Raw genomic sequence first — 25,468 nt, forward strand, 5'->3', positions numbered from 1 at the left:
GGCAGTTCAAGGAGTGAGGTCACCGTTCCGGTCCCAATCAACAGGCTTGCGTTTTCGATGTATTCTTTTGTGATTCGACAGGGCTCTAACACCCTTGCAGATCCTCCCACACGACTGTGGTTGGCCATCCACCCCGACCACGGTTTCCTCGCAGGTTTTTTGCCCGCTGTGGTATTTGCTTTTGTGATACGTCAGGGTTGGAATATTCTTGCAGACTGTCCCGCATGGCCGTGACTGGCCATCCTCCCCGACGACTCTCACGTCACAGGTTTTTTGCCCTGTGTGATATTGGTTTTTGTGATTCGACAGGGAATGAGTATTCTTGCAAACCTTCCCGCATAGATGCAGCAGGCCGTCCTCCCCAACTACTTTTACGTCACAGGTTTTTCGCCCTGTGTGGTATTTGTATTTGTGATACATCAGGGCTCGAATATTTTTGCAAACTGTCCTGCATGGATGTGGCCGACCATCCTCCCTGACGACTCTTATGTCACAGGTTTTTTGCCCGCTGTGATATTGGTTTTTGTGATTCGACAGGGCTTGAGCATTCTTGCAGACCTTCCCGCATGGGTGCAGCTGGCCATCCTCCCCAAGCACGTTGGCATCACAGATTCCTTGTCTGGTGTGGACGTACCTTTTGTGACTTGACAGGGCTGTGGCATTCTCGCAGATTTTCCCGCAGGGTCGCAGCTGGCCGTCCTCGCCGACCACGGTTTTATTACAGGCTTGTTGCTTGCCATGCGTGCTTCTTCTGTGATATGTCAGGGCTGGAATATTCTTGCAGACTTTCCCGCATGGCCTTGGCTGGCCATCCTCTGCGATCATGGTTATTTCACAGGTTTGTCGTCCGGAATGGATGGCGCTTCTGTGAAATGACAGTGATGGTGCATTTTGAAAGACCTTCCCGCAGCGCCGCAGCTGGCCGTCCTCGCCCACCACGGTTTCATTACAGGCTTGTTGCTCGCCGTGCACGCTCCTTTTATGATACGTCAGGGTTGGAATATTCTTGCAGACTTTCCCGCATGGCCTTGGCTGGTCATCCTCTCCGATTATGGTTTTTTCACAGGTTTGTCGCCCGGAATGGACGGCGCTTCTGTGAGATGACAGTGAATGTGCATTCTTGAAGACCTTCCCGCAAGGCTGCAGCTGGCCATTCTCCCCGAGCATAACCAAGTTACAGGTTTGTTGTCTCGTGTGAGCTATTCTTTTGTGATTCAACAGAGCCTGGGTAGTCTCACAGAGAGCCTCGCATGCTTGTGCCTGTCTATTCTCCCTGAGCACGCTTAAGTCACAGGCTTTTTGCCCGCTGTGGGTGTTGCTTTTATGAACCGACAGAGATTGAGCACTACTGAAGACCTTCCCGCATTGTCGTAGCTGGCAATCATCTCCGACCAGGATCACGTTGCAGGTTGCTTGTTCGACAGGTGGAACTGTATTGGCTGCTCCTGCTACGATTGAGTCTATGGCGACCCCGTCTAAGGCGACCCCATTCACACTATTGGGTGGATAGGAAGATTGTCGGAATCGACAAACACCGTTACAGGGATAGATAAAACAATTTAAACCCAAAGTATGCAGGTCTTGTTCAGGGTCTTCATTACCGCTGCCAGAGTCGGAATACAGAAGGCTGGTGGAGTAGCCTGTAACATAGTTAGTGGCCTGTGGGGTATGCTGACCCGATGATTGTGATGGCCGATTTTGAGGTTGATTCCCTTCAGAGCCAGTCATCAGAATGATGATGGCAAACGGGTGATCAGGACTCGCCTCTTGTTGTTTAGTGGGATTAAATAACTGTGAGTTGGGGTTCCAGTAGTTTTTTAAAAGCCAGCTGACCGTGAGAACTGCTTCCAGAGATAGCCATGAATAAGGGGTTGGGTATTGAAAGGTGATTTTCATCTCGTAATTGTCAGTTTTGTGTGGTTTTTTATCAGGCGGTGAAGCAGGTTCTTTATAGCCGTTTGTGTCGGTAATGTCAGGCGGGTTGCCTGACAATGTTCGTCGGTCAAGATTGATAAAAAAATTCTGGTTTGAAAAATCTGCATTCTGTTCAAGCTCGATAACAAAGCCTCTTGTCAACGATTTAGCCTCGCAGATGACAGACAGCGACAGTAACAGCAGTACCAAAAAGAGTGAGTGTTTAATAATTCTATCCCTGTCTTCCGATTTACAGAGAGGAAGGATAGATCAAGAAAATAAATGTGTTTTTGTGGCTTCCTCATGAAAGGGCGGCAGTTCAAGGAGTGAGGTCATTGCTCCGGTACTTATCAACAGGCTTGCGTTTTCGATGTATTCTTTTGTGATTCGAAAGGGCCCTGGCATTCTGGCAGACCACTGCGCATGGCCGTGGCTGTCGATCCTCCCCGACTAGTGTCAGGTTACAGATTTTCTGTCCGGTGTGAACTGTGCTTTTGTGCACGTACAGGTCTTGAGTGCTTTTGCAGACCTTCCTGCATGAACGCAGCTCGCCATCTTCTCCTACCATGGTCGTATAACAGATTTGTTGCCCGCTGTGGACTCTGCTTTTATGAGATGACAATTTTTTGGCGTTATTGCAGACCACTCCACATGGCCGCGGCTGTCCATCCTCCCCGACGATTGTCACGTTACAAGTTTTTTGCCCGCTGTGGTATTGGTTTCTGTGAGTCGACAGGGCTTGAGTATTCTTGCAGAGCTTCCCGCATGGGTACAGCTGGCCATCTTCCCCAACCACGTTGGCATAACAGGTTTGTGGTCTGGTGTGAACGAGCCTTTTGTGATCCCGAAGGGCCTGAGCATTCTTGCAGAGCGTCCCGCATGGTTGTGGTTGCTCATCCTCCCCAAATACGGTCAAGTCACAGGTTTTTTGCCCGCTGTGGATACACCTTCTGTGAGATGACAGTGATTGTGGATTCTTGAAGACCTTCCCGCAAGGCTTTAGCTGACCATCCTCGCCGATCTCCGCCGCATCACAGGTTTTATGCTCAGCATGAACGCTGTTTTTGTGATTGAGCAGGGCTCCGGAATTCTTGCAGAGCAATCCGCATGGCCTTGGCTGACCATCCTCCCCGAAGACTCTTACGCGACAGGTTTTTTGCCCGCTGTGGTATCTGTATTTGTGACACGACAGGGCTTGTGCACTCTTGCAGACCTTCCCACATGGGTAAAGCTGGTCATCCTCACCAACCAGGTTGGCATCGCAGGTTTTTAAGCTGCAGTGGACGCTCCTTTTATGACTCGACAGGGCTGCGGCATTCATGAAGACCATTCCGCATGGCCTTGACTGACCATCCTCCCCGAACACAATCACGACACAGGTTTTTTGCCCGGAGTGGCAAGATATTTTGTGATTCGACAGGGCTTGAGCGTTCTCGCAGACCTTCCCACAGAGGCGCGGCTTGCCATTCTTGATGACTAATGTTATATCGCAGGTTTTTTGCCCGGTATGGTATTTGCTTTTGTGAGACCAAAGTACTTTTTTATTCTTGAAGACCTTTCCACATTGTCGCAGCTGGCCATCATCTGCGATCAGGATCACGTTACAGGTTGCTTGTCCGACCGGGGGAGTTGTATTGGCTGCCCCTGCAGCCATTGGTTCTGAGGCGACCCCATTTACCTCATTGGATGGATCGGAAGATTGTCGAAATCGACAGACACCGTTACAGGGATGGACAAAACAATTTAAATTCAAAGTATGCAGGTCTTGTTCAGGGTCTTGATTACCGCTGCCAGAGTCGGGATACAGAGGGCTAGTGTAATAGCCTGTAAAACAGGTAGTGGCCTGTGGGGCATGCTGACCCGATGATTGTGTTGGCTGATATTGAGGTTGGTTCTGTTCAGAGCCGGGCATCAGAGTGGTGATTGCAAACGGGTGATTTTGATTCGCCTCCTGGTGTTCAATTGGATTAAACAACGGTGAGAAGGGGTTCCAATAGTTTTTTAAAAGCCAGCCGACAGTGATAACCGCTTCCAGAGGTAGCCATGAATAAAGGGTTGGGCATTGAAAGGTGTCTTTGGTGGTCAGGATCATCTCATAAGCAACCAGCAGATTGGTAATGTCTAGCCATTGCCGGGAAATCGACTCAATCAGGGTTGTTTTGATCCCGTATATGTCAGTTTTGTGGCGTTTGTTATGAGGCGGTGAACCGGATTTTGTATAGCCGTTTGTATTGTCAAAGTCAGAGGGGTTGTCTGACAATATTTGTCGGTCAGGCTTTATAAAAAAGTTCTGGTTTGAAAAATCTGCATTCTGTTCAAACTCGATAACAAAGCGTCTCGTTAACGGTTTAGCCTGGCAGACGACAGACAACGACAGTAACAGCAGTGCCGCAAAGAGTGAGTGTTTAATGATTCTATCCCTGTCTTCTGATTTACAGAGAGGAAGGATAGATCAAGAAATAACTGTATTTTTTGCTTTTCTCACTGAGAGGGCGGTTATCAGTTCAAGGAGTGAGGTCATTGTCCCGGTTCACATTAACAGGCTTGCGTTTACGGTGTTTTCTTTTGTGGTCCGACAGGGCTTTGACATCTTTGCAGACCTCCCCGCAGTGCTGCGGCTGGCCGTCCTCGGCGACTGCGGTTTCATTACAGACTTGTTGCTTGCTGTGCACGCTTCTTCTGTGATACGACAGGGCTTGAATATTCTTGCAGACTTTCCCGCATAGCCTTGACTGACCATCCTCACTGATCATGGTTATTTCACAGGTTTTTCGCCCGGAATGGATGGTGATTCTGTGAGATGACAGTGATTGTGCATTCTTGAAGACCTTCCCACAAGACTGCAGCTGGCCATTCTTCCCCGGCATAGCCAGGTCACAGGTTTGTTGGCTAGTGTGAGCCATTTTTTTGTGCTTCAACAGGACCTGAGCAGTCTTACAGAGAGCCCCGCATGGTTGTGGCAGTCCATCTTCCCCGAGCACGGTTAAGTGGCAGGTTTTTTGCCCGGTGTGGTTGTTGCTTTTATGAACCGACAGAGATTGAGCACTTCTGAAGACCTTCCCGCATCGCCGCTGCTTGCCGTCCTCTCCAAACACGCTCGCTTCACAAATTCGTTGACTGGTGTGGAAGTTGCCTTTGTGATTCGACAGGACTTTAGCATTCTGACAAACCATTCCACATGGCCGTGGCTGGCCGTCTTCCCCGATGACTTTTGCGTTACAGGTTTTTTGCCCGGTGTGGTATGCGTTTTTGTGATTCGACAGGCTCTGCACACTCTTGCAGACCCTTCCGCATCGGTGCAGCTGGCCATCCTCCCCAACTACGTTGGCATCACAGGTTTGCTCTCTGGTGTGGACGTACCTTCTGTGAGTCCAAAGGGTTTGAGCATTCTTGCAGACCAATCCACATGGCCATAACTGGCCATCCTCCCCGACGACTTTAAAGGCACAGGTTTTTTGCCCTGTGTGGTATTTGCCTTTGTGATTTAACAGGCTCTGCGCACTCTTGTAGATTTTCCCACACGGTCGCTGCTCGCCATCTTCCCCGGTAACGGTCCCAGCACAGGTTCGTTGCCCACCGTGGGTTCTTTTTTTGTGTCTCAAGAGGGTCATAGCATTCGGGCAGACCATTCCGCAGGGTCGTGACTGGCCATCTTCTCCTGTCTCTGTCACGTTACAGGTTCTTTGTCCACTGTGGAACTTGCTTTTGTGCTCTGACAGGGCTTTAGGACTCTTGCAGATTTTCCCACATGTTCGCGGCTGGCCATCCTCACTGATCACGGTCGTATTGCAGGTTTGTTCCCCGCTGTGGACTCTTTTTTTGTGAGATGCCAATTTTTTTGCATTACTGCAGACCTTCCCGCACGGCTGCGGCTGGCCATCTTTCCCGACCACGGTTACTTCACAGGTTTTTTGCCCGGTGTGGTATTTGGTTTGGTGAATTGAGAGGGCTTGTGCACCGTTGTAGGTCTTCCCGCATGTTCGCGGCTGGCCATCCTCCCCTACTTCTGTTAAGTCACAGGTTTTTTTTCTGGCGTGGACTTTGCTTTTATGTTCAGACAAAGCCTGAGCACTTTTGTAGACCTTCCCACAGGGGCGTCGCTGGTCATCTTCTCCTGATAATGTCACGTCACAGGTTTTTTGCCCAGTGTGGTATTTGCTTTTGTGAGACCTAAGTATTTTTTTATTCTTTAAAGCTTTCCCACATTGTCGCAGCTGGCCATCATCTCCGATCAGGATCACGTTGCAGGTTACTTGTCCGACAGGGGGAGTTGTATAGGCTGCCCCTGTGAACATTGACTCTGAGGCGACCCCGTTCACGTTATCGGATGGATCGGAAAATTGTCGAAATCGACAAACACCGTTACAGGGATAGATAAAACAATTTAAACCCAAAGTGTGCAGGTGTTGTTCAGGGTCTTCATTACCGCTGCCAGAGTCAGAATACAGGAGGCTGGTGAAATAGCCTGTAATATGAGCAGTCGCCTGTGGGGTATGCTGATCCAATGATTGTGATGGCCGATATTGGGGTTGGTTCTGTTCAGAGCCAGGCATCATAGTGGCAATGGCAAACGGGTGATTTTGATTCTCCTCTTGTTGTTCAATTGAGTTAAACAGCGGTGAGTCGGGGTTCCAATAGTTTTTTAAAAGCCAGCCAACAGCGATAACCGCTTCCAGAGGTAGCCATGAACAAAGGGTTGGGCATTGAAAGGTGTCTTTGGTGGTCAGGGTCAGTTCATGAGCAATCAGCATAATCGTAGCCTGTAGCCATTGCCACGAAATCGACTCAATCAGGGTCGTTTTCATACCGTAAATGTAAAGTTTGTGTCGTTTTTTATCAGGTGGTGAACCGGGTTCTTTAAAGCCGTTTGTATCGGTAATGTCAGACGGGTTGCCTGACAATGTCCCTCGGTCAATCTTTATAAAAAAGTTCTGGTTTGAAACATCTGCATTCTGTTCAAGCTCGATAACAAAGCACCTTGTTAACGGTTTAGCCTGGCAGATGACAGACAACGACAGTAACAGAAGTGCCGCAAAGAGTGAGTGTTTAATAATTCTGTCTCTGTCTTCTGGTTTACAGAGAGGAAGGATAGATCAAGAAAATAAGTGTGTTTGTTTGTCTTTCCCGTTAAGGGGGCGGTTATCAGTTCAAGGACTGAGGTCATTGTCCCGGTTCACTCCAACAGGCTTGCGTTTACGGTGTTGTCTTTTGTGGTCCGACAGGGCTTTGACATTCTTGCAGGCTTTCCCGCACGGCCGCGGTTGACTATCTAACCCGAACACGGTCTCCTTGCAGGTTTTTTCCTTGCTGTGATATCTGGCTTTGTGATTCGACAGGGCTTTAAGATTCTTGCAGACCAATCCGCACGGCCCTGGCTGGCCATCCTCACCAATTACTGTTACGGCACAGGTTTTTTGTCCGGTGTGGCTGTTGCTTTTATGAACCGACAGAGATCGAACACTCCCGTATACCCTCCCGCATAGCCGCTGCTGGCCGTCGTCCCCAACCACGCTCGCATCACAACTTTGTTGACTGGTGTGGAAGTTGTTTTTGTGATCCGACAGAACTTTAGCATTCTGACAGACCATTCCACATGGCTGAGGCTGACCATCGTCTCCGACGACTTTTACGTCACAGGTTTTTTGCCCGGTGTGATATTGGTTTCTGTGATTCGACAGGGTTTTAGCATTCTTGCAGAGCTTCCCGCATGGGTATAGCTGGCCATCCTCCCCAACCAGGTTGGCATCACAGGTTTGTTGTCCCGAGTGAGCTATTCTTTTGTGATTCGACAGGGCTGTGGAATTTTTGCAGACCTTACCGCATGGTCGATGCTGGCCATCCTTCGACACTTCTGTCACATCACAGGTTTTTTTTCCACTGTGGATTCTGCTTTTATGTTCAGAAAAGGCTTGAGCACTTTTGTAGACCTTCCCGCAGCGGCGCGGCTGGCCATCTTCGCCGAATAATGTTAGGTCACAGGTTTTTTGCCCAGTATGGTATTTGCTTCTGTGAGACCAAAGTACTTTTTTATTCTTTAATAACTTCCCACATTGTCGCAGCTGGCCATCATCTCCGATCAGGATTATGTTGCAGGTTGTTTGTCCGACCAGGGGAGTCGTATCGACTGCCCCTGCAGCCATCGAGTCTGAGGCGACCTCGTCTGAGGCGACCTCGTCTGAGGCGACCTCGTCTGAGGCGACCTCGTCTGAGGCGACCTCGTCTGAGGCGACCTCGTCTGAGGCGACCTCGTCTGAGGCGACCCCGTCTGAGGCGACCCCGTCTGAGGCGACCCCGTTTAGGCTATTGGACGGATCGGAAGATTGTCGCAATCGACAAACACCGTTACAGGGATAGATAAAACAATTTAAACCCAGAGTATGCAGGTATTGTCGAGGGTCTTCATTACCGCCGCCAGAGTCAGGATACAGAAGGCTGGTGAAATAGCCTGTAATATGAGTACTGGCCTGTGGGGTATGCTGACTGGATGATTGTGATGGCTGAAATTGAGGTTGATTATGTTCAGCGCCAGCTATCATAGTGGTGATCGCAACCGGGTGATTTTGATTCGCCTCTTGTTGTTCAATTGGGTTAAACAGCGATGAGCCGAGGTTCCTATAGCTTGTTAAAAGCCAGCCGACGGTGACGGCCGCTTCCAGAGGTAGCAATGAATAAAGGGTTGGGCATTGAAAGGTGTCTTTGGTGATCAAGATCAGTTCATAAGCAACCAGCAGATTCATAGCGTATAGCCATTGCCAGGAAATCGGCTCAATCAGGACCGTTTTTATACCGTAAATGTCAGGTTTTTGTCGTTTTTTATCAGGCGGTGAACCGGGTTCTATACAGCCACTAGTAACGGCAATGTCAGACGGGTTGTCTGACAATGCTCGTCGGTCAAGTTTTATACAAAAGTTCTGGTTTGAAAAATCTGCATTCTGCTCAAGCTCGATAACAAAGCACCTTGTTAACGGCTTAGCATGGCAGATGACAGACAACAACAGCAACAGCAACAGCAATACCGAAAAGAGTGAACGTTTAATAATTCTATCCCTGTCTTCTGATTTACAGAGAGGAAGGATAGATCAAGAAAATAAGTGTGTTGATTTCCTCATCAAAGAGGGGACAGTTCAATGAGTGGGGTCATTGTTCCGGTAATTAGCAACGGGCTTGCGTTTTCGATGTATTCTTTTGTGATCCGACAGTGCTCTGACGCTCTTGCAGATTTTCCCGCACGACCACGTTTGGCCATCCACCCCGATCACGGCCTCATTACAGGTTTTTTGCCCGGTGTGGTATCTGGCTTTGTGATCCGACAGAGCTTGAGCACTCTTGCAGGTCTTCCCGCACGGCCATGGCTGGCGATCCTCCCCGACAACGCTTTTATTACAGATGAGTTGCCCGCTGTGCATGCTTCTTTTGTGATACGACAGGGCTTGAATATTCTTGTAGACTTTCCCGCAAGGCCGTGGCTTGCCATCATCCCCGACCATGGTTATTCCACAAGTTTGTCGCCCGGAATGGTGGCATCTTCTGTGAGATGACAGTGATTGTGTATTTTTGAAGACCTTCCCGCAAGGCTGCAGCTGGTCATTCTCCCCGAGCACGGTCAAGTCACAGGTTTGTTGTCCGGTGTGAGCTTTTCTTTTGTGATCCCGAAGGGCCTGAGCATTCTTGCAGGGCGTCCCGCATGGTTGTGGTCGGTCATTTTCCCCGGGCACGGTCAAGTCACAGGTTTTTTGCCCGCTGTGGATGCACCTTCTGTGACATGACAGTGATCGTCCATTCTTGAAGACCTTCCCGCAAGGCTGTAGCTGGCCATTCACCCCGACCACGGCCTCGTTACAGGTTTTTTGCCCGGTGTGGCATCTGGCTTTGTGATTCGACAGGGCTTGAGCACTCTTGCAGATCTCCCCGCACGGCCATGGCTGGCCATCCTCCCCGACAACCTTTTCATTACAGATGTGTTGCCCGCTGTGTATGCTTCTTTTATGATACGACAGGGCTTGAATATTCTTGTAGACTTTCCCGCAAGGCTGTGGCTGGCCATCTTCCCCGACCATGGTTATTTCACAAGTTTTTCGCCCGGAATGGATGTTCCTTCTGTGAGATAAGAGTGTTTGTGTATTCTTGAAGACCCTCCCGCAAGGCTGCAGCTGGTCATTCTCCCCGAGCACGGTCAAGTTACAGGTTTTTTGCCCGGTGTGGGATTTGCTTTTGTGCTCTGACAGGGCTACGGAACTCTTGCAGATTTTTCCACATGGTCGCGGCTGGCCATCCTTGCTGACCACGGTCGTATTACAGGTTTGTTGCCCACTATGGAATCTCTTTTTGTGAGATGCCAATTTTTTGGCATTACTGCAGACCATTCCACAGGGGCGCGGCTGGTCATCTTCTCCTGATAATGTTACGTCACAGGTTTCTTGCCCGGTATGGCATTTGTTTTTGTGAGTCCAAAGTGATTTTTTATTCTTTAAAAACTTCCCACATTGTCGCAACTGGCCATCGTTTCCGATCAGGATCACATTGCAGGTTGTCTTTCTGACGGGGGGAGTTGTATCGGCTGCGCCTGCAACCATTGATTCTGAGGCGACCCCGTTTACGCTATTGGACGGATCGGAAGATTGTCGGAATCGACAAACACCGTTACAGGGATAGATAAAACAATTTAAACCCAGAGTGTGCAGGTATTGTTGAGGGTCTTCATTACCACTGCCAGAGTCAGAATACAGAAGGCTGGTGAAATAGCCTGTAATATGAGTACTGGCCTTTGGGGTATGCTGACCGGATAATTGTGATGGCTGATATTGAGGTTGATTCTGTTTAGAGCCAGCCATCATAGTGGTAATGGCAAACGGGTGATTTTGATTCGCCTCTTGTTGTTCAATTGGGTTAAACCGCAGTGAGTCGAGGTTCCAATAGCTTTTTAAAAGCCAGCCGACAGTGATGGCCGCTTCCAGAGGTAGCGATGAATACAGGGTTGGGCATTGAAAGGTGTCTTTGGTGTTCAGGATCAGTTCATAAGCAACCAGCAGATTCGTAGCGTATAGCCATTGCCAGGAAATCGACTCAATCAGGGGCGTCTTTATACCGTAAATGTCAGGTTTGTGTCGTTTTTTATCAGGCGGTGAACCGGGTTCTATACAGCCATTAGTCTCGGCAATGTCAGACGGGTTGTCTGACAATGTTCGTCGGTCAAGCTTTATAAAAAAGTTCTGGTTTGAAAAATCTGCATTCTGTTCAAGTTCGATAACAAAGCACCTTGTTAACGGCTTAGCCTGGCAGATGACAGACAACGACAGCAATAGCAGTACCAAAAAAAGTGAGTGTTTAATAATTCTATCCCTGTCTTCTGATTTACAGAGAGGAAGGATAGATCAAGAAATAAGTTTATTGTTTTGTCTTTCCCTCTAAGAGGGGGGTTATCAGTTCAAGGAATGAGGTCATTGTCCAGGTTCACATTAACAGGCATGCGTTTACGGTGTATTCTTTTGTGATTCGAAAGGGTTTGAGCATTCTTGAATACCTTCCCGCATGGTCGCTGCCGACCATCCTCTCCGACCACGGTCGCGTAACAGGTTTGTTGCCCTGTGTGCTTGTCTCTTTTGTGATCTGACAGGGCTCTGAAACTCTTGCAGACCTCTCCGCACGGGCGTGGACGAGCATCTTCACCGATCACGGTCCGGTCACAGGTTCGTTGCCCGCTGTGGGCTCTGGTTTTGTGAGCTGACAGGGCCTGAGAACTCTTGCAGATCTTCCCGCATGCCCGAGGTCGGCTGTGCTCTGGGAAAATGGTTACGCCACAGATTTTTTGCCTGCTGTGTTGTTTGCTTTTGTGATCCGACAGGGCTTTAGCATTCTTGCATAGCTTCCCGCATGAACGCGGCTGGCCATCCTCCCCGACCCATGTCAAGTCGCAGGTTTTTTGTCCAGTGTGCTCTTTTCTTTTGTGATCAAGCAGGACTCTGGTATTCTTGCAGATCTTCCCGCATGGCTGTGGCTGGCCATCCTCTGCGAACACAGTGAAGTCACAGCTTTTTTGCTCTGAGTGGTATCTGTTTTTGTGATCCAACAGGACTCTGGAATTTCTGAAGGTCATCAGGCACAGTTTCTGCTGACCATCCTCCCCGATCAATTTAGAGTTACAGGTTTTTTGCCCGGAGTGGTATTTTCCTTTGTGATCCCAGAGGGCCTTAGCATTCTTGCAGAGTTTTCCACAGGGTCGCGGCTGCTTGTTCGCCTCAAACACGGTGAACCTACAGATTTTTTGGCCGCTGTGGTATCTGCTTTTGTGTACAGACAGTGATTGAGCATTTTTGAGGACAACCCCGCATGGCCGCTTCTGACTGTCCTTCCCGACAATGATCGCTTTACAGATTTTCTGTCCGGAGTGATATCTGCTTTTGTGTGATGATAAAGATTTAGCATTCTTGAAGACTGACCCGCATGGCTGCTTCTGACCATCCTTCCCGGTCACTGTAAAGTTACAGATTTTATTCCCGGAGTGGTATATGCTTTTGTGAGACGACAGGGATCGAGTATTCTCACAGACTTTCCTGCATAGCTTCTGTCGGCCGTCCTCCCCAACCACTATCAGGTTGCAGATGACCTGCCCGGCAGGGCCAATTCTATCGTTCTTCTCTGCATCTACTGACTGTGATGCGACCCCGTCCATATAGTTGCAATTATATTCTGCGTGCCCTGTCGAACTTTCTTCGGAATTCAGCTCTTCGCTATCGGATAAGTCAGATGAATCGGATGAGTCAGATGAGTCAGATGAGTCAGATGAGTCGGATGAGTCAGATGAGTCAGATGAGTCAGATGAATCGGATGAATCGGATGAGTCAGATGAGTCAGATGAGTCAGATGAATCGGATAAACCAAAAAAACCGTATAAAGAATATAAGTGGTGAAAGGGTAATGATCCCAAGTGACAAACGCCACGACATGGATGGACGAAACAATTTAGACCAAAGGTGTGTGAGTATAGTCCAGAGCCCCCCCTGCCTCCGCTTGAGTCAAAATACATGAGACCTGTGAAATAGTCTGTAGGCAGGGTGGAGAAATGTGAAGCTTGCTGGACAGATGATTCTGATGGCTGGCCTTGTTGTTGATGTCCAGAGCCAGACATCATGGTGGTGATCGCAAACGACTGATCCCCCTGTGTCAGCACAGATGTCGCCTCCTGTTGTTCAATTGGTTTAAATAGCGGTGAACCGTGGTTCCAATAGCTTTTTAAAAGCCAACCAACCGTGAAAAACGCTTCTACAGGTACCCATGAATAACTGTGAGAGCTTAGAGGGATGTTTCTGTTGGTCTGGATCAGTTCGAAAGCAACCAGCAGATGAGTGACGTAATACCATTGCCACGAAGTCGACTCAATGATTATCGTTTTTACTCTATAACCGCCAGGTTCGTGTCGTTTTTGATCTTGCGGCGAATCAGATCCTGCGTAGCTGGGTGTGTCGTCAATGTCTGATGGGCTGCCTGACAAAGTACGCCGGTTATTTTTCATAGAAAAGTTCTGATTTGGAAAACCTGTATCCTGTTCAGGCAAGGCAATAAAACGTCTTGTCAATGTTTCAGCCTGACAGAAGACAGATAAGAAAAATACCAGCAAGTGCAGGGTTACAAGGGATGCGTGTTTAATAATTTTATCCTAGTGTTACGGGTTGCAGAGAGGAAGGATAGATCAAGAAAATAAGAGTGTTTATCTGTCAAAGACCTTATGTTAAAAAACTCTATTAAAAAACTAAGGCTGTAAGGGGCACAACTTTATGGAATGGGGAGTGTCAGATCAGGGGCTGAGTTACTTGTCGTCACTGATATTAAAAGTGCTGCGTTTTCGATGTGTTTTTTTGTGATATGACAGGGCCAGAGCACTGCTGCAGACCAACCCGCATCTCTGCGACAGGCCATCCTGCCCGAATACTTTCACGTAACAGGTTTTTTGCCTGGGGTGATATTTTCTTTTGTGAGCCGACAGAGCATAAGGATTGTTGTAGATTTTGCCGCATATATTCCACTGGCCATTGTCCCCAACCATTATTATGCCACAGGCTTTTTGCCTGCTATGGTCTCTTCTTTTGTGATCCGACAGGGTTTGGGCATTCTTGCAGATCATCGCGCATGGCCACTGTTGGCCATCCCCCCCGACCACGGCTGCATCACAAATTTGTTGCCCGGTATGGTATCTGCTTTTGTGAACCGCCAGAGACGGCGCATTTTTGCAGACTCTCCCGCATGGCCGTGTCAGACCATCCTCCCCAATCACGCCCATTTCACAGGTTTGTTTTTGCTGGTTGTGGGCTCTCCTTTTATGAGACGACAGGGATTGAGCATTCTTGTAGACCGTCCCGCAATGCCGCTTCAGGCCATCCTGCCCAACCTCTGTTATGTCACAGGTTTTTTGCCCGGTGTGGTACTTGCTTTTGTGACATCTCAGAGCTTTGACATTCTTGCAGACTACACCGCATGGTCGCGGCTGGTTACCCTCCTCAACCACGGTCACGTTACAAGCTATCTGCTTGGTGTGGTCGTTAATTGCAGGCTGCAACTGGATTGCGTCTGTCTGAGAAAGATGAGGATGGTTCTGATCCGATTGGGATGATTCGGTGGTTTTTTGTTGTGTTTCTGAATGGTTAACCCTAACGGGAATACTTATACCTTTGAGAAAACTATTTACACAGAATGGCCGATTATTGTTTGCGAAATTATCGATGCCGGAGAGCAGGCTCCCGGGCATTGGTAATTCGTGGTCGGGTGGTTCGGTCGGGTTGACATCAATGTCATGCAGATTTGGCTCGGATAGTTGGTCAAAATCGAATAGGGGCTGAATGTAAGAATGATCATTCCATAGTTCGAAAAGCGATTCTTGTTCGATATTTGTAGCGTTAACAGGTTTAACATGACTTACGCAACTATAGCAGTATTCACTGGTCAGATGAGGGCATGAGCTTTGTTCGAGTGTCGCTGCGTAAGATGGATTGTATTTACAAACACCATGACAAGGATAGACGTAGCAACTGAAAGCCATAGTATGCAGTTGTTGTTTTGGGTCTCCGTTACCGTCGGCAGAGCCAAAATATAGCAGTCTATTGAAATAGCCTTTGGCGTGGGTAGCTGCCTTTGAGGGCTTCCGGCAGGACGATTCTGATTGTTGAGTTTGTGATGGATTGTGTCTTGGGCTAAACATCGCAGTGATGGCTGCAGACGTCGCTGGGTGTTTAATCGGCTTAAACTGCAATAAGTCGCGATTCCAATAGTTCTTTAGAAGCCAGTTGACAGTGATGACCACTTCTACAAGTAGCCATGAATAAGGGCTGGCGCATGGAGGGGCGTCTTTGGTGGTAAGGATCGGTTCGAACGCAACCAGAAGGTGAGTAGCGTAAAGCAACTGCCAGGAACTCGAGTTAATGATGGCCGTTTTTATTTCGTAACCGAACGATTCTTGTCGATTATTATCAGGCGGCGAATCTGGTCTTTCATAGCTGTTTTTGTCAGCAATGACTGAAGGGCTACCCGGCAACGTGTTCAGCTTAAGCTTTATAGAAAAGCTCTGGTTTGGAAAGTCTGCATCTTGTCCAAGCTCGACAACAGTACGTCTTGTCAACGGTTTTGCCTGACAGACGATAGATAGCGAAAGTAACAACAGCAGTGTTTTAAAGAGTGAGTGTTTAATAATTCTATCATTGTATTATGGTTCACAGAGATGAAGGATAGATCAAGAAAATAAATGTGTTTGAGAGGATGAGTATCAGATCGTTATTTAATTCATTTTGCTTTGTTTACTTTGCCTTCTTGAGAATCGGAGTCATTGTCCTGATTCGCATCAACAGACTGGCGCTTTCGATGTGTTTTTTTGTGATCCCGGAGGACACCAGCATTCTTGCAGAATTTCCCGTATGGTCGCAGCTGGCCATTTTTCCCAACCACGATTTCGTCACAGGTTTGTTGTCTGCGATGATATTTGCTTTTGTGTACTGATAGAGATGGTGCATTTTTGCAGACTAACCCGCATTGTCGTTGCAGTCCATTTTCCCCGACCAGGGTCGCGTCACAAATTTTTTTTTGCTTACTGTGGGCTCTGCCTTTATGAGACGACAGAGATTGAGCATTCTTGAAGATCATCCCACACGGTTGCTGTAGGCCATTCTTTCCAATCATGGTCACGTCACAGGTTTTTTGCCCGGTGTGGTATCTACTTTTGTGAACTGACAGGGATAGAGTATTTTTGCAGACTATCCCGCATGGCCGCTGCAGGCCACCCTCTCCGACCACGATCACGTCACAGGCTTGTTGCCCGGTATGGTATCTATTTTTGTGAACCGACAGAGATTGAACATTCTTGAAGAGCATCCCGCACGGCCGCTGCAGGCCATCTTCTGAAACCAGGGCCACATTACAGGTATTTCTTTTCCTTTCGACTCTTCTTTTGTGAATCGAAATGGCGTGGGCAGTTGGGTAGAGCTTGCCGCATAGCTGGTGCTGGCCATCCTCCCCGATCACAGTAACAATACTGGTTTGCTTCGTGTTGTGGTATCTGTTTTTGTGACATGCCAGGGCGCCGGCATTCTTAAAGACCTTCCCACATGGTTGTGTTTGGCCATCTTTATTGACCACGGCCATGTAACAGTTTTTTTGCCCGGTGTGGATTCTGCTTTTGTGAGATGCCAGAGACTTGTAATTCTTGTAGGCCCTCCCGCATAGTCGCTGCTGGCCATCCTCCTCGAACAGGATCTCGACACAAGTTGTCTGCCCAGTGCAGTCGTTCTCTGCTACCTGGACTCGTAATGCATCTGTCTGAGAAAGGTGAGGTTGGTTCTGACTCAATTGGGGTGATCCGGTGTTTTTTTGTTCTGTTGCCGAATGGTTAAGCGTAATGGACATTCCGACTTCTTCAAGAAAACTATCTGTCTCGGGAAGTCTGTCAATGGCCGCATAATTATCAACGCTGGAGAGCAAATTCCTGTGCATTGGTACTTCATTATTCAGTGACCCGTCTGGGTTGAAACCAATGCCATGCGAATTAGACTCAAATGGTTGGCCAGAATAGAGGGTGGGTTGAACGTCAGAAAAATCATTCCATAGTTCGATAAGCGATCTTTGTGCGGAATCTTTAGCGTTAACAGGGTTAAAATGGCTTACACAGTGATGGCAGTAGCCACTGGGCAAATGAGGACATGAGCTCTGTCGGGAAGTTGCCCACATGTGGCCTGTCGCACTTACATCAGAATTCGGCAGCCATTCAATTGACTCTCTGCTATCAGCAGAGAGTCGGTAGCTACAAACACCATGACAAGGATAAACGTAACAATTTAAACCCATGGTATGCAGGTGTTGTTGAGGGCCGCCGTTACCGCTGCCAGAGCCAGAATATAAGAGACTTGTGAAATAATCTGTGTCCTGGCGAGCAGCCTTTGAGGCTCTCTGGCCAGATGATCCTGATGGCTGGTATTGCGGTGTGTTATGTCCAGAGCCAAACATTGCAGTGATGATTGTCAAAGACGCCATGTGCTCAATCGGTTTAAACAGTGATGAGTCGGGGTTCCAATAGCTTTTTAAAAGCCAATCGACAGCGACAATCACTTCTACAGAAAACCGTGAATAAGAGGGTGAGTATTGTGGAGCTTCTTTGATGGTCAGGATCAGTTTGCATGCAGCCAGCAGGTTTGTGGTGTATATGTGTCGTTTTTCATCAGGTGGCGAACCTGAGGTTGAATAGCCGTTGAAATCGACTAAGTCTGACATATAATACGACAGTGTACTAGTAACAGAATTTATAGAAAAGCCCTGATTTGGAGAACTTGCATGCTGTTGAAGTTCAACACTATAACGGTCTGTCAACATTTCGGTCTGGGAAGTGACAGACAATATTAGCAGCAAAATCGGCGCCGCAGAGAGTGAGTGTCTGATAACTCCGTCCTTGTCTTCTGGTTTAAAGAGAGGAAGGATAGGTCAGGAAAATAAGTATTTTTTTGTGTCTTCCTCATGAAGGTGCGGTGGTCAGACCAGGGATTAAAGCTACCACCCCGGACTACGAGGGTTCTTACCGATCGTCCCCCATGGCCGCAGCCTGCCATCCTCTCCAATTACTGTCACCTATCGAAACCTTTAATGCGTCAGCCAAAGAAAGATGAGGTTGGCTCTGACCCAAATGTGACGATTCGGTTGTGCTTCTGAATGGTTAAGCGTAATGGAAATCCAGATTTCTTCAAGAAGACTATTTAAATCGTGCAGCTGATTAACGTCTGCAAAATCATCTATGCTGGAGAGCAAACTCCCGGACATTAGCAATAAACCCATTGCATGCAGGAGTTCCTGAGGACCTCCATTACTGCCACCAGAGCCAGAGTACAGAGGGTTTAAAACAACTGCCGAGAAATCGACTCATTAGACAGAGAGGATAAATCATTTTACGAAAATATGGGTATCAGTTCGGGGATCGAGTTTATCCTCCTGATCGACATCAGCACGTTTGCGTTTACGGTGTCTTCTTTTGTGATCCGTCAGAGCTTTGGCATTTTTGCAGACTTTTCCGCATGGCTGCGGCTCACCATTCTCCCCAACTACCTTTACTTCACAGGTTTGTTGGCTGGTGTGGGCGATTAATTTGTGATATCTGAGGACACGAGCATTCTTGCAGATCTTCCCACATGGATGAGCTTGACCATCTTTCCCGATCACTTTTGTGGCACAGGTTTGTTGCCCGCTGTGACCTCTGCTTTTGTGATCCGTCAGGGCTTTGGCATTCTTACAGACTTTTCCGCATGGCTGCGGCTGGCCATTCTTCCCTTGCACTGTCAAGTCACAGGTTTGTTGCTTGGAGTGATCTTTTTTTTTGTGATTACACAGGTCTCGATTATTCTTGAAGATCTTACCGCATGACCGCGTCTGACCGTCCTCCCCAACCATGAATACCCTACATGTTTTTTGCTCGGAGTGATGATTGCTTTTGTGCATCTGCAGGGCCTGAGCATTCAAGCAGATCGTCCCGCATTGTTGCAGCTGCTTATTCATCCCCTCCACCAACACGCTACAGGTTTGTTGTCCGGTGTGATGTTGTTTTTTGTGAATCGTCAGGACTTGAGCGTTCTTGCAGTTCGTCCCGCATGGCCGCTTCTGGCCATCCTCGCCGATCACGTATACGTCACAGGTCTTCTGCCCTGAGTGGTATCTGTTTTTGTGGGATGAAAGAGATTGAGTATTTTTGAGGACCTTCCCGCATGGCTGCGGCTGGCCATCTTTCCCGAACACTGTTACCTCGCAGGTTCTTTGCCCATTGTGCGCCTTGGCTTTGTGAGATGTCAGAATTCGAGCATTCTTGCAGACCTTCTGGCATGGCTGCTGCCGACCATCTTTCCCAGTCACGATCGCGTCGCAGATTTTTTGCCTGTCAGGGGCCGTTGTATGATTGTCCCCTGCAATTGCTGCTTGTTCAGGGTTGCAGCTATTGGCAAAGTGGCTGCCAGTGTCATGAGTAGGTAGCTCAAATAGCAGATCAAAGTCATAATGACGCTGAATGTCAAAAAGATCATCCAGTGTTCCGAAATGCGAACTTTCCCGGGAGTCTTTGGTGTTTTGAGAATGAAAATGATCTATGCAACTAAAGCAATTTCCACCAGCCAAATGGGGGCATGATTTTGCTATGGAATTCACTAGCCATTCATCGGGTTCTCCATTATCGGATGATGGTCGGAATAGACAAATACCATGACAGGGATTGGTGAAACAATTGAAACCGAAAGTATGTGAGTGTTGTTGAGGATTTTCTTCACCATCACCAGAGCCAGAATTCATGGGAGGAGTGAAAGAGCCTTTATAAGGAATGGTCGTACCCGAAGACTGTTGGCGGGTTGAATCTGATGGCTGACTTTGTTGTTGCTGATGTTCGGGGCCAATCATCACAGTGGTGATCATAAACGGCTGGTTTTGACTCGCTTCTTGTTGTTCGATCAGTGGTTCAATCGGGTTAAACAATGATGAATCAGGGGGCCAACAGCCTTTTAAAAGCCAGCTGACAGCGATAACTATTTCTACAGGTAGACATAGATGAGAATAAGGGCTTTGAAGGACGTCTTTGGTGGTCTGGATCGGCTCGAAAGAAGCCAGCAGATTCGTGACGTAAAGCAGTTGCCAGGAAATTGATTCGATATGGGGCGTTTTTACTCCGTGAGTACCCAATCTGTCTCCTTTGTCATCAAGCAGCGAATCTGATCCTGCGAAGCTGATTGTGTCGGCAATGTCTGACGGTGTGCCCGACAATGCGTGACGGTCAGGCTTTATAGAAAAGTTTTGTTTTTGATAACCTGCAGTCCGTTCAATCCTGACAATAAAACGTCCTGTTCCAGGCTCGGTCTGACTGAGGACAGATAATGACAGTAGCAGTAGAAGCGTTACCGCAAAGAGTGAATGTTTAATAATTCTATCCTTGCCTGATGGTTTAAAGAATGAATGATAGATCACTTCATGAAAGGGTGGTTGTCAGTTCAGGGACGGAGTTCATTGTTCTGGTCCACATCAACATGTTTGCGTTTTCGATGCCTTCTCATGTGTTCATACATCGATGAAGCATTCTTGCAGACCACACCGCATGGCCTTTTCTGGCCATCTTCCCCGACCAATGTCAGGTAACAGGTTTGTTTCTCTCCGTGGTCTCTTCTTTTGTGATTCTTCAGAGCTTGATTATTGATGCAGACCCTCCCACACGGCTGCGCCTGGCCATCCTTTGAGACGACTGGCACGTCACAGGTTTTTTCCCCTTTGTGGTATCTGCTTTTGTGAGATGACAGACATTTAGCATTCTTACAGACCTTCCCGCATGGCCGCTGCTGGCCATCTTTCCCGATCACGGTCAGGTTACAGCTTTTTTGTTTGCCGTGATTTTGTTTGTGATACCGCAGGGCTATAGGATGGGGGCAGACCTTCCCACAGCGCTGCGTCTGACCATCCTCTGAGACGACTACCACATCACAGGTTTGTTCCCTGCCGTGATATCTGATTTTGTGAGATGACAGGCATTTAACATTGCTAAAGACCTTCCCGCATGGCCGCTGCTGTCTATCTTCCCCGATTACGATTTCTTCACAGGTTGACTGCCCGGAGTGGTATGCGGTTTTGTGATACGCAAATACAAGATTATTCACACAGAACTTTCCGCATGGCCTTTGTTGGCCATCTTCCCCGATCACGGGCATGTCACAGGTTCTTGTCCTGGTGTGGCATTTGTTTTTGTGGCGTGTCAGGGCCACAGCACTATTGCAGACCTTCCCGCATGGCTGTCGCTGGCCATCTTCACCGAACACGGATACATCGCAGGTTTGCTGGCCGGTATGGTATCCGCTTTTGTGCGTCAACAGGGCAAGAATATTCTTGCAGACCTTCGCGCATTGCCGCTGCTGGCCATCCTCCCCGACGACAGTCACCTCACAGATTTGTGGTCCGGTGTGGTATCTGTTCCTGTGACTCGACAGGGCTTTAGCATTCTTGCAGGCTTTCCTGCATGGCCTCTGCTGGCCATCCTCCCCGACCACGATAATGTCACAGATTTGTTGCTGGCCGTTGTGGTATTCGTTTTTGTGACTCGACAGGGCATGAATATTCTTACTGGCCTTCCCGCATGGCCGCAGCTGGCCATCCTCGCCGACGACAGTCACGTCACAGATTTGTGGTCCGGTGTGCTCTCTGTTCTTGTGATTCGACAGAGCTTGAGCATTCATAAAGGCTTTCCAGCATGGTCTTTGCTGGCCATCTTCCCCGACCACGATCATGTCACAGAATTTTTTCCCGCTGTGGTATTTGCTTCTGTGACACGTCAGGGCCTTGGTATTCTTGTAGACTCTTCCGCAGAGTCGCGGCTGGCCATCCTTTCCAGCTATTTTGTAGTCACAGACTAGCCCGTTGTGGTATTTGCTTTTTTGAACCGACTGAGTTTCTTGAGAATATGCCGTTTCTATCTGGACATTGTCAGATACTGAAGAAGTTTGTACTGTGCCCGTCTGGGTTTGTGTAAAGGAAATCCCGATTTCTTCGAGACGACTTTCAAAACTGACTGACTCATTCATGACCGCAAAATTATCAGTGGTGAAAGACAAATTACTGAGCATTGATACTTCGTCACCGAGTGGCTCGTTAGCGACATTTTTAAAGTCGGCTACTGCACTGATCAAAGTAAAGTCGGCCTCGCCTATAGCGACATCGTTTGAACAGTTGTTATCAATGTCATGGGTCACTGGCTCTGATAGCTGGCTGGAAGTGTATTGGCTTTGAATGCCAGGGAAATAATCCCTTGTTTCTGGAAATGTGTTTTGTTGTGAACATGAAATGTTTAGAGAATTAGTGTGATCCAGACAACTAAAACAGTATCCATTGGCTAAATGAGAGCATGAGCTTTGTCTGGGTGTTTCTTCTTTGTAGTCTGTCGATCTTTCTTCGGGATTCAAAGCCTTTTCAGCGGGCTCTCTGCTATCAAATGATGGTCTGAATCTACAAACGCCACGGCAGGGGTAGATGAAACAATTTAAACCCAATGTATGTTGGTCTTGTTCAGGGCCTTCGTCACCGTCACTATACCCATGATTCAAGAGGCTAGTGAAAGTGCCTGTAGTGTGGGTATGGGTTTTCAGGGTTTGCTGTCTGGATGATCCTGATGACGGGTTTTTTGCTGGGTCATATCCAGAGCCATACATCACAGTGATGATCTGGAACAGGTTTTCCCCCCGTTTCAATATAGATAAAAAATGTTGTCTGATAGGATTAAAAAGTAGTGAATCGGGGTTCCAATAGCTTTTGAAAAGCCAGCCGAGAGCGACACCCACTTCGACAGGTAGTCCGGAATAATGTTTGGGTCTGAGAGTTGTGGTGTTAATTGTCAGGATCAGTTCGTAAGCAACCAGAAGATGCCTGAGGTCAGGCAATTGCCACGAAATCAACTCAATAAGGGGCGTTTTTACTCTGTAACCATCAGCTCTGTGTCGTTTGTCATCAGGTGGAGAATCTGAGGCTGCATAGCCGTTTTCAAGATCGATCTCTGTCGGGTTGTCGGACAATGTCTGTCGGTAAGGATTTATAGAAAAGCTCTTATTTGGCAAGCCTGCAACCTGTCCGGGTTTGACAACAAAACGTCTTGCCAACGCATCTGCCTGACAGGTAACAGACAACAACAGCGCCAACATCAGTGTCGTAAAGAGTAGTCCCTGTCGTTTTTTATTCGATGGTGAATCTGACCCTGCGTAGTCATTTGTGTCGACAATGTCTAACGTTTTGACCGGTAATACAGGCAGGTCACGCTGTATAGAAAAAATCGCGTTTGAAGAGCTTGCATCCTGTGCAAGCTCAAAAATGAAACGTCTTGTTAACGCTTCGGCCTGGCAGACGACAGGCAACATCAGCATAAGTAGCAGAGGTGTCGCAAAGAGTGAGTGTGTAATAATTCTATCCTTGCTTTCTGGTGTACAGAGAGGAAGAGTAGACCACCCTCCTGAGCATGGGAACCAGAGTTTTGTGACAGCCCGGTAACGGCGGGAGACAGATTAGATTTTTACTTATTCAATGTGACTTTTTGAGGGCTCAGGTTTGTTCCGGACCACACTGGCTGGCTGGCGTTTTCGATGTTTTCTTTTATGATGCTCCAGGGTTATGGTACTCCTGCAAATTTTTCCGCATGGCGACGAACGTTCATCTTCTCCGACTTGTATCACGTCACAGGTTTTTTGCCCGCTATGGACACTTCTTTTGTGATCTGACAGAGATTTTTTACTCCTGCAGATCTTTCCGCATGGCCGCTGAAGGCCATCTTCCCTGAACACAATGACACTACATGTTCTGTGGCTGGTGTGGTGCATGCTTCTGTGATCCGACAGGGCTCTGGAACTCTTGCAGACCCTTCCGCATGGCTGCTGCAGGCCATCCTCCCTGACCACGATTAAGTTGCAGATTTGTTGTCCGGTATGTACTTTTCTTTTATGATCTGCCAGGGCTTGAGCATTCTTGAAAGCTATCCCGCATGGCTTTTGATGGCCATCATTCCCGACGACAGTTCTATTACAGTTTTTTTGTCCGGTATGGTATCTCTGTTTGTGAGTTGACAGAGCTTGAACATTCTTCAATAGCCTCCCGCATGGCTGCTGCAGGCCATCTTTACTGACGACAGTTGTATTACAGCGTTTTTGTCCGGTGTGGTATCTCTTTTTGTGAATTGAAAGGGTTCGAACATTCTTGAAAATCTTCCCGCACGACTGCATCCCATCTTCCCCGACCACTTTGACGTCACAGGAGAGGGCTTGATGGCAATGTGTTATTCCGGATAGAGTGTTCTCAGGTGCTACTGTATTCATTGATTCTATAGGATTGCAGTTATTGTCTGGGTTGCTATCAGAGCCAGACGTTTGAAACAGTTGACCAGAGTTGCATTGGAATTGGATGTCAGCGAGATTATTAAATGTTTTTAAAGGCATGGTTTGTCCCGGTTCTACAGGATCAAAATAATCCATGCAACTAAAGCAGTATCCATCGGCTAAATGAGTGCATGAGCTTTTTTTGGGTGTTTTTTCAGTGTAGTTTGTCAAATTTTCTTCGATGTCCAGCAGCCATTCAGCAGCCTCTGCGTTTTCGGATGCTTGTCGGAATTTACAAACGCCATAACAGGGATGAACGAAACAATTCAGGCTTAAAGTATGCTGGTTTTGTCCAGGGCTCTGGCTACCGTCACCAAAGTCAGAATGCAGTGGCTTGGCGAGAGAGCCAGTAGGCCGGTTGTTGGCTTCAGGGGCTTGTTGGCAGGATGATTCTGATGGTTGGCCTTCTTGTTGGTTATGTCCAGAGTTAAACATCACAGTAATGACTGAAAAAGCGTGATCTACCTGTGACAACATAGATGCCCCCTGTTGTTCCATCGTGTTTAACAGGGGTGAACCGGGGCTCCAATAACTTTTTAAAAGCCAGCCGACAGCGACAACCACTTCTAAAGGTAGCCATGAATAGGGGCTGGCACTCAGAGCGGCGTCCTCAGAGGCCAGGGTCAGTTCGTAAGCAACCAGCAGGTTAGTAGAATAAAATCTTTGCGACGAAATCGAATCGATAAGGATCATTGTTGCTTCGTTACCGTCATGTCTGTGCCGCTTGTCATTAGACGGTGAAGCTGATCCCGAACAGGTGTCTGCACTGGCAATGCCTGATCGCTTTCCAGGCACTGCAGGCTGATCACACTTTATAGAAAAGCTGTGGTTTGGAAAGTTTTCATTCTGTTCAGGCTCAACGGTAAAACATCCTGTCCACAGTTCGGCCTGACAGATTACAGACAACAGTAGCAGCAATAGCTGTGCTGTAACGAGTGACTGGTTAATGATTCTGTACTTGCATTCCTGTCTATAGAGAAGAAGGTTAGACCACCTTATGAAAAAAGAGGGTATCCTAAAACTCCAGCATCTCGTTCACTTATTCCTAGTAGGAATGCATACCCCTAAGAAAATCTCGCTCTACAACTTCAGATAGACTATAGGTTCCCAGGCTGAAGAAAGTCGCAAAAGATAAGCGAGCAAGCCTGGGCTACCTTTTTAACCGG

At 47.9% G+C, this 25,468-nt stretch carries 11 protein-coding genes; all 11 read right to left on the reverse strand.

The features are described from left to right. Positions 1-6: 6 nt before the first annotated feature. Positions 7-2,076 (reverse strand): hypothetical protein, encoded by a 2,070-nt coding sequence (locus tag ACOMHB_RS06105; RefSeq protein ID WP_448215906.1) that lies wholly within the window; start codon positions 2,074-2,076, stop codon positions 7-9. Positions 2,077-2,233: 157 nt separating this feature from the next. Then, the gene (locus ACOMHB_RS06110) at positions 2,234-4,285 is read right to left on the reverse strand and encodes a hypothetical protein (RefSeq protein ID WP_448215907.1); all 2,052 of its coding nucleotides are present in this window, start codon (positions 4,283-4,285) and stop codon (positions 2,234-2,236) included. Between the two features lie 133 nt (positions 4,286-4,418). Continuing rightward, positions 4,419-6,926, reverse strand: coding sequence for a hypothetical protein (locus ACOMHB_RS06115; protein WP_448215908.1), 2,508 nt, complete (start codon positions 6,924-6,926; stop codon positions 4,419-4,421). A 135-nt stretch (positions 6,927-7,061) separates the two neighbouring features. Then, on the reverse strand, positions 7,062-8,921 hold the full coding sequence (locus ACOMHB_RS06120; protein WP_448215909.1) for a hypothetical protein: 1,860 nt from the start codon (positions 8,919-8,921) through the stop codon (positions 7,062-7,064). 117 nt (positions 8,922-9,038) lie between these two features. Beyond that, positions 9,039-11,225, reverse strand: a complete 2,187-nt coding sequence (locus ACOMHB_RS06125; RefSeq protein WP_448215910.1) for a hypothetical protein — start codon at positions 11,223-11,225, stop codon at positions 9,039-9,041. A gap of 113 nt (positions 11,226-11,338) precedes the next feature. Further along, a complete protein-coding gene (locus ACOMHB_RS06130) occupies positions 11,339-13,486 on the reverse strand; it encodes a hypothetical protein (RefSeq protein ID WP_448215911.1) in 2,148 nt (715 codons plus the stop codon). 231 nt (positions 13,487-13,717) lie between these two features. After that, positions 13,718-15,520 (reverse strand): hypothetical protein, encoded by a 1,803-nt coding sequence (locus ACOMHB_RS06135; protein WP_448215912.1) that lies wholly within the window; start codon positions 15,518-15,520, stop codon positions 13,718-13,720. A 161-nt stretch (positions 15,521-15,681) separates the two neighbouring features. Then, positions 15,682-17,658 (reverse strand): hypothetical protein, encoded by a 1,977-nt coding sequence (locus ACOMHB_RS06140; protein ID WP_448215913.1) that lies wholly within the window; start codon positions 17,656-17,658, stop codon positions 15,682-15,684. 660 nt (positions 17,659-18,318) lie between these two features. Then, the gene (locus ACOMHB_RS06145; RefSeq protein WP_448215914.1) at positions 18,319-20,373 is read right to left on the reverse strand and encodes a hypothetical protein; all 2,055 of its coding nucleotides are present in this window, start codon (positions 20,371-20,373) and stop codon (positions 18,319-18,321) included. A 23-nt stretch (positions 20,374-20,396) separates the two neighbouring features. Beyond that, positions 20,397-23,294 (reverse strand): hypothetical protein, encoded by a 2,898-nt coding sequence (locus ACOMHB_RS06150; protein ID WP_448215915.1) that lies wholly within the window; start codon positions 23,292-23,294, stop codon positions 20,397-20,399. Positions 23,295-23,450: 156 nt separating this feature from the next. After that, the gene (locus ACOMHB_RS06155) at positions 23,451-25,208 is read right to left on the reverse strand and encodes a hypothetical protein (protein ID WP_448215916.1); all 1,758 of its coding nucleotides are present in this window, start codon (positions 25,206-25,208) and stop codon (positions 23,451-23,453) included. Positions 25,209-25,468: the final 260 nt, after the last annotated feature.

The organism is Endozoicomonas sp. 2B-B, assembly GCF_053470045.1.